General features: G+C 59.4%; 9 protein-coding genes. All 9 read left to right on the forward strand.

All coding sequences use genetic code 11. From position 1 onward, the window contains the following. The first annotated feature begins 23 nt into the window (after window positions 1-23). Entirely contained in the window at window positions 24-521 is a 498-nt protein-coding gene (locus BCV67_RS18550; protein ID WP_057628616.1) for an Hcp family type VI secretion system effector, read from the forward strand. 120 nt (window positions 522-641) lie between these two features. Further along, window positions 642-1,133 carry a type VI secretion system baseplate subunit TssE gene (gene tssE, locus BCV67_RS18555; RefSeq protein WP_057628615.1) on the forward strand — a complete coding sequence of 164 codons (492 nt, stop codon included), beginning with the start codon at window positions 642-644 and terminating at the stop codon, window positions 1,131-1,133. Continuing rightward, window positions 1,133-2,968, forward strand: a complete 1,836-nt coding sequence (gene tssF / locus BCV67_RS18560; protein WP_062167675.1) for a type VI secretion system baseplate subunit TssF — start codon at window positions 1,133-1,135, stop codon at window positions 2,966-2,968. The genes tssE and tssF overlap by 1 nt, the downstream gene beginning before the upstream one ends. Continuing rightward, the gene (gene tssG, locus BCV67_RS18565) at window positions 2,932-4,017 is read left to right on the forward strand and encodes a type VI secretion system baseplate subunit TssG (protein ID WP_062167674.1); all 1,086 of its coding nucleotides are present in this window, start codon (window positions 2,932-2,934) and stop codon (window positions 4,015-4,017) included. The genes tssF and tssG overlap by 37 nt, the downstream gene beginning before the upstream one ends. A gap of 66 nt (window positions 4,018-4,083) precedes the next feature. Then, window positions 4,084-6,834 carry a type VI secretion system ATPase TssH gene (gene tssH / locus BCV67_RS18570; protein WP_062167672.1) on the forward strand — a complete coding sequence of 917 codons (2,751 nt, stop codon included), beginning with the start codon at window positions 4,084-4,086 and terminating at the stop codon, window positions 6,832-6,834. Between the two features lie 21 nt (window positions 6,835-6,855). Further along, on the forward strand, window positions 6,856-7,206 hold the full coding sequence (locus BCV67_RS18575; protein ID WP_062167671.1) for a hypothetical protein: 351 nt from the start codon (window positions 6,856-6,858) through the stop codon (window positions 7,204-7,206). Between the two features lie 125 nt (window positions 7,207-7,331). Then, complete coding sequence (locus tag BCV67_RS18580; RefSeq protein WP_062167670.1) at window positions 7,332-10,058, forward strand: type VI secretion system Vgr family protein; 2,727 nt, start codon at window positions 7,332-7,334, stop codon at window positions 10,056-10,058. Then, window positions 10,055-11,026, forward strand: coding sequence for a DUF4123 domain-containing protein (locus tag BCV67_RS20270; RefSeq protein WP_156455809.1), 972 nt, complete (start codon window positions 10,055-10,057; stop codon window positions 11,024-11,026). Before BCV67_RS18580 ends, BCV67_RS20270 begins: the two co-directional genes overlap by 4 nt. After that, window positions 11,019-14,519, forward strand: a complete 3,501-nt coding sequence (locus BCV67_RS20275; RefSeq protein ID WP_156455808.1) for a T6SS effector BTH_I2691 family protein — start codon at window positions 11,019-11,021, stop codon at window positions 14,517-14,519. The genes BCV67_RS20270 and BCV67_RS20275 overlap by 8 nt, the downstream gene beginning before the upstream one ends. The last annotated feature ends 22 nt before the right edge of the window (window positions 14,520-14,541 follow it).

The raw sequence follows: 14,541 nt of genomic DNA on the forward strand, positions 1-14,541 counted from the left end.
GAACGGAATTTAGGAGACCAGATATGCAACATGCTTTTCTTTCCATTGACACCATCAAGGGTGAGTCGCACGACGACAAGCACAAGGATTGGATCGAGATCCAGTCCTTCTCGCAGGATCTGCTGCAGCCTCGCTCGGCCACTGCCTCCACCTCCGGTGGTACCACGGCAGCCCGTGTGAATCTGTCGCCGATCGAAATCATCAAGTCGATCGACCTCGCTTCCACGGCCCTTAACCAGGCCGCCGCAAACGGCACCACCTTCCCGAAGGCACGCGTTGAGTTCATGCGCGCTGACAAGGACGGCAACGCGATCAATTACTACCTGGTCGAGTTGCTGAACGTGCTGGTACACCGCGTCACCACCACGGTTGACAAGGAAGGTATGCCGCAGGAAGTGGTTCAGTTGAGCTTTGGTGCGATCAAGTGGACTTACCAGCAGCAGAAGCCGGAAGGCGGCGTTGGTGGCAAGACCGTGGCGCAGTGGAGCGCAACCAAGAACATCCCGAACTACACCGTTTGATGATGTGTTCTGCGATGGCGCGTTAAGCGCCATCGCAGTCTCAATCCCGGCATGGCCAGGAAAGGCCCTGCAGTTGCATCGCTGCCTTTACGCACGGATGCCCAGCTACCGGAAACAACGATGAAGGGACTCGAACCCAGCCTGTTGGAAAAGCTGTTTGACGATAACCCGCGCAGCGCGGGTGCCGGGCCGATCTTCAAGTCCGTATCGCTGGAGCAGTACAAGGAATCCATCGCCCGCGACCTGGAGGGGCTGCTGAACTCGCGCGCCGCGTTCCAGGAAAGTGACATGGCGGAGTTCCCGAACTGTCGCCAATCCCTGTTGACCTATGGGCTTGCCGATTTCTCGGCGATGAGCCTGGCCAACGCCTATGATCGTTCCGCCATCTGCCGCTCGCTGGAGCAGGCCGTTGGCCGCCATGAGCGCCGCTTGAAGAACGTCAGCGTGCAGCTTGATGCAGGCAATCAGTTCGCCGGTGGGCTGCACTTCACCATCCACGCGCTGCTGGATCTTGAGCCTGCACGTGAGCCGGTGAGTTTCGATGCAATGCTGCAGCCCTCGACGCTGCAGTATCAGGTCACTCGCGCTCGGCGCACCCAACAGGCGCTCTGATGCAGGACCTGCTGCCCTTCTACGAGCGTGAACTTGCCTACCTGCGCCGTTATGGCCGCGAGTTCGCCGAGCGTTATCCCAAGATTGCCGGTCGCCTGCAGCTCTCCGCTGATGGCAGCCAGGACCCGCACGTCGAGCGTTTGATCGAGGCGTTCGCGCTGTTGACGGCGCGCGTGTCCAAACGCATTGATGATGATTACCCCGAATTCACCGATGCGCTGCTGGACGTGTTGTATCCGCACTATCTGCGGCCGTTCCCGTCGTGCGCCATCGCCTATTTCGACATGGACGGTGTTGCCTCCAAGTTGAGTGCGCCGGTACGTATTCCGCGCGGAACCTCGCTGCAGAGCCGGGCGGTGCGCGGCGTTCCCTGCGATTTCCGCACCAGCTACGACGTGGTGTTGGCGCCGATCACTATTTCTACGGTCGCCTACCGTGCCGTGGCCGATGCACCTATGGCGACGGCCTTGCCAGCTGGCAGCGGCGCGCAGATCTCCTTGGGGTTCCAGTTGTTGTCCGATCAGCTTGGCTTTGGCCAGCTGGGCACCGACAAGCTTCGCCTGTTCCTGGACGGCGAGCCCTCGGTCCGTGCCGCGCTGCGCGATGCGCTGCTGCTGGGGGTGAAGGCGGCGTACGTTGAATCCGATGGTGACGGCCGCTGGCGCCGGCTGGATGCAGCGCCGATCACGCCGGTAGGCTTTGCGGACAATGAGGCGCTGATAGATTTCCCGGCGCGCTCGCATCCGGCCTATCGTCTGTTGACCGAGCTGTTTGCCTATCCGGAAAAGTTCGGTTTCGTCGATCTTGACCTCGCCGCAACCAGTGCCGGCGCTGGTCGTCGTTTCACCTTGCATCTGATCCTGCAGGCCGGTCAGCAGGAGCGCAGCAATGCGATGGTGCTGGAAGATATCGGCACGCATAACGTCCGGCTTGGCTGCACGCCCATCGTCAATCTGTTCAAGATCAACGGCGAGCCGATCCGGGTAACCCATCGCACCGTGAACTACCCGGTGCTGGCGGATGCCCGCCGCGCATTCGCCTATGAAGTGCATTCCATTGATTCGGTGCACCGCATCCGGCAGACGCCGCAGGGTGAGGCGATCCACGAGTTCCGCCCGTTCTATTCGCTGCATCATGGTGAGGATCCAGATCGGACCGGGCAGTACTGGGTTGCCCGCCACGACGAAGACATCGCGCGGCAGAGCCCGGGTTTCGAGATGGAGATCAGCTTCGTCGATCTCTCATTCAATCCGGTGCTGCCGCAGACCGATACCGTCAGCCTCGAACTGACCTGCAGCAACCGCGATCTACCGCATCAGCTTGCCCACGGCGTGGCCGGCGGCGACCTGAGCATCGAAGGCGGCAGTCCTGCGCGCGCAATTACCTTGCTGCGCAAGCCGACCCGGCCGTTGCGCTTCCGTCATGGGCGCAGTGCGCAATGGCGTTTGATCTCGCATCTTTCGCTGAATCAGCTGTCGCTGAGCGGTAGCGGCCTGGCTGCGTTGAAGGAAATGCTGCGGTTGTACGACATGTCCGGCAGCAATGTTTCGGCACGCCAAGTGGACGGTATTCTGGCGCTGGAGCAGGTGCCAGCCACCACCTGGATGTCCGGGCGCCAGTTCGCATCGGTGGTGCGCGGCCTTGAAATTCGTTTGACCATCAATGAGGCTCACTTTGTCGGCACCGGCGTGGCTGCATTCGCGCAGGTGATGGATCACTTCTTCGCACTGTATGTGCATGCCAACAGTTTCACCCGACTGGTGCTGATTTCCGGCGACAGCGGGGAGGAGATCGTCCGATGCCAAGCGCGCAGCGGCGAATCGATCCTGGCGTAGCCCAGCAGCTGCTGGCTGAGCCGCACCGCTTCGAGTTCTTCCAGGCGGTGCGCCTGCTTGAGCAGGTGTTCGAGCGGCAGGGCGTGAAGTCGGGCCAGGCGATTCCGATGCGGGTGCGCTTCCGCAACAACCTGTCGCTGGGCTTCCCGGCGACCGAGTTGTCGGCCGATGGCGAGGTGTATTCGCTGGCCGGTGACCGCCTGCAGGAGCGCGATGCCATCGAGCAGGCGCTGCTCAGCGAAACCCTGGGCGAGGTTCATCTGACGCCGCAGTTCATGGGGCTGCTGGGTACGGCCGGTGCGCTGCCGCTGCATTACACCGAAACCTTGCAGATCCGCGAGTTGTACGAGCGTGATCGCACCGCGCGTGCCTTCTTGGATATCTTCTCCACGCGTGCGGTGGCGTTGCACTACGCGGCGTGGAAAAAGCATCGGTTGGCGCTGCAGTACGAGCTGGACCGCCGTGAACGCTTCCTGCCCTTGGTGTTGTCGTTGCTCGGCATGGGTATGCACGAGCTGCGCGACCGCCTGCACGATGGCGAGGGCGATATCTTCGATCAGGCCGTGGCCTATTACGCCGGCGCCATCCGCCAGCGGCCGGTGTCGGCGGCGCTGATGCAGCGCGTGCTGTCCGATTACTTCCAGGTGCCGCTTGAGGTGGAGCAGTTTGTCGGTGCCTGGTATCGGGTGCCGGCGGGGCAGGCGACGCGGCTTGGCCAGGCAAACGCCGTTCTGGGTGCTAGCGCATTGGCCGGTGACCGCGTATGGCAGCGCGACCTGCGCCTGCGGCTGCGCATCGGCCCGCTTTCAAAGAAGGCGTTTGATGATTTCCTGCCCGGTGGCAACGCGGCCTTGGCGTTGGCCAAGTGGTTGTCGCTGCTGACCGGCGGGACGCTGGAGTACGAAGTGCGGCTGGTATTGCGCGCAGAGGATGTCCAAGGCAGCGCACTGGGAAATGGTGCGCGGCTGGGATGGGACAGCTATATGTGCACACGCGGCCAGACCGGCGCGCGTGACGACACCACCTATGGCATCCATACATTGCAATGACAACGCGCCGCTGGCGGCAACGCCGACGGTAATTGAACGGTTTCAGCAGGGAGTGCGTGGTTCCGCATGAGCATCAACCTCAAAACACTTATCAGCAAGTTGGACGACACCTGCCGCCAGGCGACCCAGCGCGCAGCCAATCTCTGCATGGCGCGCGGCAATTACGAGGTGGATCTGGAGCATCTGTTCCTGGCCCTGCTCGAGCAGCCCAAGAGCGACTTCGTGCTGATTGCCCAGCGCAGCGGCATTTCACCGGAGTCGCTGGAACGCGACCTCAGTGACGAGATCAGCCAGTTCAAGACCGGCAATACCCGCACCCCGGTGTTCTCCCAGCACCTGCCGGCCTTGTTCGAGCATGCCTGGTTGATTGCCTCGCTGGATTCGGAAACCACCCGCATCCGCAGTGGCCACCTGCTGCTGGCGCTGCTGACTGAGCCGGATCTGGCGCAGCTGGCCTATCGCGGTTCCAAATTGTTCGTGCGCTTCAAGCGCGAAGAGCTCAAGCACGATTTCGCCAAACTGACCGAAGGCTCGCAGGAGGCGCAGACCGTGCGCTTCGCCGATGCTTCGGCAACGGGCGAAAGTGCTGGCGAAGATGCAGATGCGGTGCCGGGCGAGGCCAAGGGTGGCCTGTCGAAGACGCCAGCGCTGGACCAGTTCACCACCAACCTCACCCAGCGTGCACGCGACGGCAAGATCGATCCGGTGATCGGGCGCGATGGCGAAATCCGCCAGGTGATCGACATCCTGATGCGCCGCCGGCAGAACAATCCCATCCTCACCGGTGAGGCCGGCGTCGGTAAAACCGCCGTTGTCGAAGGCTTGGCGCGTCGCATTGCCGAAAAGGATGTGCCCGAGGTGCTGCAAGGCGTTGAGTTGCACACCCTGGACATGGGCTTGCTGCAGGCCGGTGCCAGCGTCAAGGGCGAGTTCGAGAACCGTCTGAAGAACGTGATCGACGAGGTGAAGAAGAGCCCGCACCCGATCATCCTGTTCATCGACGAAGCCCACACCATGATTGGCGCCGGCGGTACCGCTGGCCAGAACGATGCCGCCAACCTGCTCAAGCCGGCACTGGCGCGCGGCGAGCTGCGCACCATCGCCGCAACCACCTGGAGCGAGTACAAGAAGTACTTTGAAAAGGACGCCGCCCTGGCGCGCCGCTTCCAGGTAGTGAAGGTGGAAGAGCCCAGCGAAGTGCTGGCCGCCGCGATGTTGCGTGGCATGGTCAGCCTGATGGAAGCCCACTTCGGTATCCGCGTGCTCGACGAAGCAGTGACGGAGGCCGTGCGCCTGTCACACCGTTACATCAGCGGCCGGCAGCTGCCGGACAAGGCTGTCAGCGTGCTGGATACCGCCTGTGCCAAGGTCGCCCTTGGGCAGAGTGCGACTCCGGCCATCATCGAAGACACCCGCAAGCATCTGGATCGGATCGAGGCCGAACTGGCCGCCTTGCAGCGCGAGACTGCCGGCGGCAGCACCCAGCACGAAGAGCGTCTGGCCGAACTGAAGGCGCAGCAGCTTGAAGCACAGGCAGTGTTGGCCAGCAACGAGCAGCGCTTGAGCGTTGAGCGTGAGCTGGCTGGGCGTGTTGCTGCCCTGCGCCAGCAGCTGGAGCAGGGCGTGGCGAGCGAGGGCGATTCGGAAGCAGCTGCGGAAGGTCAGGCAGACGTCGCTGTGGCCAAGGTTGCCGGCAAACGCGGCAAGGCCGCTCGCGAGCTGTCACCGCAGCATGCGGAGCTTGCGAAGCTGCAGGCCGAACTACGCGAACTGCAGGGCGAGACGCCGATGGTGCCGCTGCAGGTGGACGGCACTGTGGTCGCCGAGATTGTATCGGCGTGGACCGGTGTGCCGCTGGGGCGCATGGTCAAGGATGAAATCCGCACCATCCGCTCGCTTGGCACGCTGCTGGAAGAACGTGTCATCGGCCAGGACCACGCACTCGACGCCATCGCCCAGCGCGTGCGTACCGCAACCGCCAAGTTGGAAGACCCGAACAAGCCGCGCGGTGTGTTCATGTTCGTTGGGTCGTCGGGTGTGGGCAAGACCGAGACCGCCTTGGCGCTGGCCGACATCCTCTATGGCGGTGAGCGCAAGCTGATCACCATCAATATGAGCGAGTACCAGGAAGCGCATAGTGTGTCCGGCCTGAAGGGCTCACCCCCGGGTTACGTGGGCTACGGTGAAGGTGGCGTGCTTACCGAGGCTGTACGTCGCAACCCCTATAGCGTGGTGCTGCTGGACGAAGTTGAGAAGGCGCACCCGGATGTTCTGGAAATGTTCTTCCAGGTGTTCGACAAGGGCGTGATGGATGACGCTGAAGGCCGCGAGATCGATTTCCGCAATACCTTGATCATCCTCACGTCCAACATCGGCTCCTCGCAGATCATGCAGTCCTGCCTGAACAAGCCGGCTGAGGAGATCCCCGCTGCGGACGCGCTTGCCGAAGCGCTGCGCCCGATCCTGATGCGCAGCTTCAAGCCTGCCTTCCTTGGCCGCTTGAAGGTAGTGCCTTACTACCCGATCAGCGACGACGTGCTGGTACGCATCATCACCCTCAAGCTTGGCCGCATACGTGACCGCGTCAGTGCCAACCACAAGGCGGCTTTCAGCTGGGATGACGGTCTGGTTGAAGCCGTGCTGGCGCGCTGCACCGAAGTCGATTCGGGCGCGCGCAATGTGGACCACATCCTCAACGGCACCTTGCTGCCGGAGATCGCAGAGAACGTGTTGACGGCCATGGCCGAAGGCACACGCATCAACAGCATCAAAGTCAGCGCCGGCAAGAAGGGCGACTTCAAATACAAAGTTTCTTGATTACGGACGAAGGAGAACAACATGGATTTCTACGGATTTGACCGCAAAGCAGCACTGAGCCACTGCGACAGCCTGGAGCTGGGCCTGGGGCGCGACCTGGACCGCGTACGCGCGTGGAACCGCCTGCGTCCGGAGCACATCATCGAACTGCTGGACAGCGCCGTACCGGCTGCACGACAGGATGCACGCAACGTGGCCGCCCAGATCAGCCGCGGCTCCTGGCGTATCCACATGGACAGCGCACCGGTAGGCAAGCCGCAGCTGGTGAGCAACGTACGTGAAGTGCTGATTGCCGCCGGCGGCCGCGACTACCGCCTGCATATCAGCGAAGGCGTTCGCCTGCGCCTTGAGGAAATTGTGCAGAGCGCTTGATCGTCAGGTAACAACGTCATCCCGGTGCTGGCGGGCACCGGGAATGGCGGCAGCGAATGTTTGCATCAACCGTTTTCAGTCCGGAGCGTAGTGCGCACTGCGCTCCATGAAGGCAGATCAACACCATGGATTTGGTAAACAACGTATTGGCAGCCCTGGCTGGGCCAGCACAGACACAACGCTTCCTGCGGCTGCATACCGCGCTGGGCAGCGAGGTGCTGATTGCCGAAACCCTGGATGGCATCGAGCAGATCGACGGCATCGGCTTTCAATGGACGATCACTGCGCTGTCGGTTGACGCAGGTGTGCAGCTGCAGCCGCTGATCGGTCAGGCTGCGCTGCTGCAATTGCAGCAGGCAGACGGCAGCCATCGGCCATTGCACGGACGCATCACTGCCGCCGAGCGTATTGGTAGCAACGGCGGGCTCGCCCGCTATCGCCTGCGCCTGCAACCATGGCTGGCGTTTCTGTCGCAGCGCGTGGACAGCTATGTGTTCCACGACAAGACCGTGGTCGAGATTGTCGAAGACATCTTCGCGGACTACGAAGGCGTGGCACCGGAGTGGCGCTGGCTGCTGAACGATGCCAGCCAATACGCCAAGCGCAGCTTGACCACGCAGTACCAGGAGAGTGACCTGGCTTTCGTACAGCGTCTGCTGGCCGAAGAGGGCATCTTCTATTGGTTCGAACACGAAGGCAATGCCGATGCATCCGCCTTCGGCAAGCACACGTTGGTGCTAGCTGACCACAGCCACGACGTCACCGATCTGGGCAGCGTGCGCTTTCACCGCAGTGATGAAACCGAGCGAAGCGACAGCATCCAGCAATGGCAGGAGCGGCGCAGCTGGTCCACGGCAAAGGTGGAGCGCGCCACCTGGGACTACCGCAGCCTGGAACGGCGGCAAGCCAGCGCTGAGGCAGAGCAGGGCAGCGGGCTTGGTATCGTCGATCAGGACACCAGCGGGCCATACGGTTGGCAGGACAATGCCCGTGGCCAACGCCGAGCGCAGCAGCATCTGGATGCATTGCGGGTGCGTTCGCACCTGATCGAAGGCGCTGGCCAATGGCGTGCTCTCGCACCCGGCGCGAAGCTCGCGTTGTCGCAGCATCCCCAGGTGGCCGGCGACGCCGGCTTCCTCTGCATTTCGGTACGTCACCAGGCGCGCAACAACCTCGACGCCGAGGTATTCGACGCGCTGGAGCAGACGCTGGGCCCAATCAATCAGCGCTCACTGGCGCTGCCGGCCGCCTTGGCTGGCATCAGCAATGGCGCCGAGCGCAACGACATCGACACCGGCTTCTACGACAACCAGTTCGCAGTAATTCCGGCCGAGGTCATCTACCGCCCGCAGACCGAAGATGGCCACGGCGTGCACCTGCACCCACGGCCCAGCATTACCGGCACCCTGAGCGCGATTGTGGTCAGCGACGGCGCTCCCTTGCTCTCTGATCGCGACCACCGCATCAAAGTGCAGTTCCCGTGGCAGCGCGGCGGCAACGCCAGCAATGGCCTCTCGCACCCCGCAGGTGACGATAATGCGCCCGCCGATGGCAAGGCCTGGACCTGGGTACGCGTGATGACACCGTGGGCAGGTGACAACTGGGGCGGCGTGGTCTTGCCACGGCGTGGTCAGGAAGTGCTGGTTGCGTTTTTGGAAGGCGACATCGACCGGCCGGTGATAGTCGGCGCGCTCTACAACGGCCGCGGCCAACAGGATGCACAACACAATCAGCTCAACAGCGCCGGCGCAAACGCTACCGGCAATGCCGCGGCATGGTTCGAGGGCAACGATCACGCAGCGGTGTATACCGGCTTCAAGAGCCAGGCGCTGGCAGAGAGCCAAAGTGGCACCGGTGGCTACCAGCAGCTGCGCTTCGACGACACGCCCGGGCAAGGCCGCGCTCAGCTGTCGACAACGCAACACGACACGACGCTAACGCTCGGACACATCAAAGGCGGTAGTGACAATGTGCGCGACGGCGAACGCGGTTTCGGTGTCGAACTCTCCACCCAGGCACACGGTAGCCTGCGCGCCGGCCGTGGCCTGCTGCTGACAACAGAGGAAGGCACACCGCAGATGGCGGCGCCGCAGGCCATCGCACAGCTGCAGCAAGGCCACGACCTGCTCAAAAGCCTTGCCGATTCGGCAGCAGATCAAACCGCGCAGCTACCCAAAGATCCCGCCGAACTGCCCATCGATCAAACCCTGGCCGAACTGCAGGAACAACTGAAAGCAACGCACAGTGGCAGCGCTGGCAGCATCAGTGGTGGCGATGGCGAAGCACCCGGTTGGAGCGCGCCGGTATTACTTGGCAGCGGCGTAGCCGGCGTAATGAGCCTGACCCCGGCTGATCAGGCCTGGGTAAGCGGCACCCACACCTTGCTCAGCAGCGGCGTTGCCTTGAACTGGATGACGCAAGGCTCACTCAGCCTGGCTGTCGCCCAAGGCTTGGTGCTTTACACGGTAGGCAGCGAAGCCAGCAAAGACAGCCCGAATCAGGAACGCGGCATCGCTCTGCACGCAGCACAAGGCAAGGTGAGTGCACGTGCGCATGAGAGCCAAGCCACGATCGCAGCGAAAACCAATGTTCGCATCGCCAGCACTGAAGCCAACATCGAGATGGCCGCGCCAAGCAAGCATCTGCTGGCTACTGCGGCCGGTGCTTACATTCGGATTGAAGGCGACAACATCGAGCTGGGCGCGCCCGGGAAGATTGAGTTCAAGGCTAGCCAGAGGGATTGGGTGGGGCCTGCGGGTGCGAGCGCGATGGCACAGGTGCCAAGCGGTCAAGGTAAAGGGTGTGCTGAGCGAATTCGTGAAGCAGCCATTTCAGGCGCAGCTTTGGTATGAGTTTCGCTCTATGTGCCCCCGAAGAGATTGCTGAGCAGGCAACGTTGGCGCTTAGGATTGAACTCGATCTGTCCAAGACCCATACCCTTGCGGTGCTGATTGATCCAGCAATAAGAGACCCTTGGTGCGAATTGGCTCCGTACCTTCCAAGTGACGCCTCGCCAATTTTTCTTAAAATTGGGCACCCAGATATTGATGCTAGCAAACTACCGTACCTCCTCTGGGTTGATGATGAGCGGAATAGAGAGCGAGTAGTAAGTGCATCTCTGACAATCGCTGCTCGCGAGTGCGTAGCAGGCATGAAGGAAAGTCGGGGGGCAAGATCGGTTTGCGCATGGCTACCTATTCCTATCAACGCTAAAAATGATGGGGCTGCTTTGGCTAGAGCGCTGAGCCAGAATGCCACCATCGTTCGATCTGGTGAGCAATCGCTGTACTTTCGTTACTTTGACCCTCGAGTTATGGCTCGGCTTGACAGCATTCTTGACCTGCAGCAACGCGCAGCGTTGATTGCACCGCTATCAAAATGGTTGTTTCTCGATACATATGGTCGTTTTCAGGTGATGAAGGGAATGCCGCGAGATCACGTTGCTGTCGAGGATTTCAAACTATCCGTAGGTCAGCTGAAGGCGTTGGAGCGGGTGGCGTGGTTGCAGCAGTTGCGTCATCAGGCAAAAGCGTGGAGGGGCGACCTGTTGCTAGATGACCAACAGCTGGATGCTGCATTGACCGAGGCACAATCAAAAGGTTTGGTGTCGCAAGAGGATTGTCTTGTCTACGCGTCAGGCTTTTTTTTGTTGGGGTCGGAGTTCCTCAAACATCCATATGTTTCTCAGGCCATTTTAGATGGCGCGAAGCAGATCGGATGTTTTGCATCACGTATGGCTCGTCTGGAAAATATTCAATTGCAAGAAATCCGCGACTTTGCGGAGAAGAACAGCCTAGGGCAGGAATTTCGTCATGACTGAGAAGCAGGGGTCGCAAAATCTTTCCGGCGCTATACGTGCTGCAGCGAATGCTAAGGGTGAGATGCCAGGAAATTGTCGCAACTGCACAGACAAAATCGGCCTGGCAATTCTGCCAGTCTGCTTCGCTCCTGCGCCAAATTACATGACCACTTGGCTCGCTTCTGATCCGCTTGCGTCCGCAGAGGTCACCAGACTTGGCGCGGCACTTAATGCAGTCGACGAAACCGCCACTTGGTACTACATGCGCACCTTGCAGACAGGTTACCTTTACATCTATAAGCCTGACAACACGTGGGATGCGTATGTAGTCGGTGTGGATGGAATGCTCAACAGGACCCCGGTAGACGCGCTTCCAGATTCCCCAGACGGTGAACTTCTGACTAAATGCCGCCGAGAAGGGCATAGCAACTTGAAGCCGCGTTTCATTACCCTGGATGCGACATTAGATAAGGTATGGATTGCTTTTAGCCAACATCGCTGGTCGAAAGAAGTTCGACAGCGCTATGAGAGCAATGCGGAAGGCTGCCGGATGCTGAGAATGACGGAGCTAGACGTGGCGGCGGCTGCTAGAGGCGATGTCGGTTCAGGAAAAACTGTCGGATTTGGCATGAGGGTCACTGATGATTCGCTTCGTGGTGTAGCTGATTTTACTTCCCCTGAGTTTCAAAAGCGTCTGCATGAATTCAGTCCCAGGGCCGTGTTGGATTTGTCAGCGCTACGAGCGGCATTGGCTACGGAAATGGCAGTGGCGTCGAGCGGTGTGCCGTCTAAGCAAGGTGTCGTGCTGGTGATACCTGATCCAGTTGGGTTGGCTGATGATCACAATGCCTTGCGGTTCATGGCGCAACAAAGGTATGACGAATGGAAGGCAGGTGGCGCTACCGTCGAAGGCACTGGTGTCGACAGACTTCGGGGCTGGAAACGTCAGTCTGCTACTCATGTTACGTATATTGAGGCTTGGGTTCATCAGCGGGCCGAGTGGGAGGGTAAGCAGACCGCAGACACCCTAAGGGTTGCGGGTGAAAAGATGCACACTCAGGGGGTGGGGTTGCTAACGGAATCAGATTTTCAACGTCGCTACGGTCGTTATATCAATCAACCGCTCAAGAATGAAAGGGGATTGAACGTCTACCATCGGGCGCGTTGGGTCCCTTTTTCGGATGCTGTATCGGGAAAGCCGCGAATGACTGTTTCTAAGTTCTCGGAGACACTGGAGCCTCGCGATTACGATCCAAATTGGAAATCCGAGCGGCTAGGGTCTTTGCAGCTTTCGGATGAATACTATGCTGCCAATGCTAACTATCATGGCGGAATAAGAGCAGAGCGGAAGTTAAGTCGGTACCGCGAGCGACTTGATGTTAGTGCACTCGGTGACTTCAATTCACTTTACACGACGCAAGAAAATGCGTGGCAAAGTACAATTAAAAAGATTGATGATGACCTGGTAAAGTTTGCAAGAGGAACCTGGCCGGAGATTATTTTTGCAAATGACTTCGGCGTGGGCTTTTCTCCGGGCAAGCCAAAGGACGGGATCCAAGTCGCACAATCGGTTATCGATGCGGTAGCGCGACTTCGGGCCGCGGAGTCATTGTATGGCGGTGGTGCCGTTTCAGAGAGTTCATACAAGCTATTGAATGAACTTTTCGAGCTCGATCCTTCCGACCCAAAAAACTGGTTTGCGGGTGCGCTGCTCACTGGCTTTGATCTGCTCGGGAGCGCGGTTTCGCCGGGAAATGCAGGTACCGTCTACTCTGCTATCGTTGGTGGCGGAATGCTGCCGACATCGTGGTGGCAGCAATTCCGAACCTACCAACAATCTGCAGTGACGGCTGCAGAAAGCTTGGTGACCGGGATGCAGCAAGTTGCTAATGAAGGTAAAACTCGCGCGTTGAAAGCCTCGGCGGGAAAGGGCGGGGCGGCTGCGGCTGCCGCTATAGAGCAGATATCGCAGCGCGAAATCGTCTGGGTTAGAGCCGCGGCGCTATGGGATTTTATTGACACAGAAAAGCAGCATTATTCCGTCAACGTAAAAATGAAAGTTGGTGAGTACCTTGATGCTATTGCGGCGGGCAATCCTGCCTCGGCTGGCACCTTTGAAATGAGAGGGCGCAAAGTTGGTGATAGAACGGCGTCGCGGCAGGCCAATGCCAGTTCGAAGAAAGTGCTAGAGAAGCTGAGTAGGCACCCCGGATTTCAGGCGGAGATTACAGTTCCGCTTATTGTCGAAAAAGAACTATTGGCGAAGGTAAAGGGAAAGCAGGGAACGATTCAGTTGTATAACATTGGCCAGGCGCAAGGCTTTGTGGAGCTGCCCACAGACGTCGCATCACGACTAGTTAAAGGCAACTCGATCTACCGCCCGCGGGCATGGGGGGCGTTTGTTAACAGAGAGGTCGGATTCTCTATGTTGGGCGCGGTTCTTTCAGTGCGTCAGTTTTGGGATGCGATCCAGAAGATTGGTATGACATCTGGATTCAATTTTGCTGATGCTGCGGTAAATGTTGTCGGGGGCATCTCGGGAACTGTTGGTGGTATGCTCGAAATCGGTGCCTTTGCATTCCAAATGGCAGGGCGCCAGGCTGCGCCGGTGGGGGCTTCTGTCCTTGCTGTAAATGTTAATAGAGCGCTTATGCTTCGGTTTCTCGCAGGGATGTCGGCCGGTGTCGGTGCATGTATGAGCGGGATTTCCGCCTATATCAGTGCGATCAGAACCCAATCGAAAGGAGAGATTGCTGCGTCGCACAATTATGTTGTTGCAGGTACGCTTCTTTTGGTTTCAGGTTTCGCAGTGATGGGAGGCTCGTTCCTTACTTGGAAGGCAGCTGTGGCAGCTAGGGTTGGGCAGCAAGTTGCTTTGCGAATTTTGGGTGGCGTGGCGCTGAGAAGTTCGTTAGGCGCGCTATTAGGCGCGAGTCTTACCGGAATCGGTGTGGTACTACTGATTATTGGTATCGCATGGGCGTTGTATGCAGCGAGCCTTGAGCACGATGAAAATGAAAAATTCCTGGATCGGTCTTTTTTCGGTAAGCACGAAAGGACCGAGGGGCGGTTCGGCGGGCCTCCAATGGTTGACGAGGATGTTTGGTCGGGACAGGGAGTCAATGACGAGATGCTTGCTCTTGGAGCGCTTGCGCTTGGTATATCAGCAGTCATTGACAACTGGGAGGACAACATCTTTAGTAAAGATGTGATCCTCGCGACGATAACCGTTGGCAATTTCAAGCCGGCAGAGCAGGAGGTTCACTATCGCCTTGAGGGATATGAAGTCATGCCAAATCTTGCAGTGGAACGCGTGATGTCGGGTGTCGATTTCGGTAGTAGTGCTATAGCACCATTGGTTTTTCAGCAGGATGAAGAGAACGGTGCGGTTCAACTTGCGTCGATCAGACAGGCCGTTCCAGATAAGTTTAGCGTGGTGAGGTTGATTTATTCTTTGCATGAAAAGGGGGGCGAAGAGCCGATAGCGCGAGGTGAGGTCTGGGAGACGGACTAGTATTTAATCTCTGAGGTGCCCG

The organism is Stenotrophomonas nitritireducens (genome assembly GCF_001700965.1).
Taxonomy (GTDB): domain Bacteria; phylum Pseudomonadota; class Gammaproteobacteria; order Xanthomonadales; family Xanthomonadaceae; genus Stenotrophomonas; species Stenotrophomonas nitritireducens_A.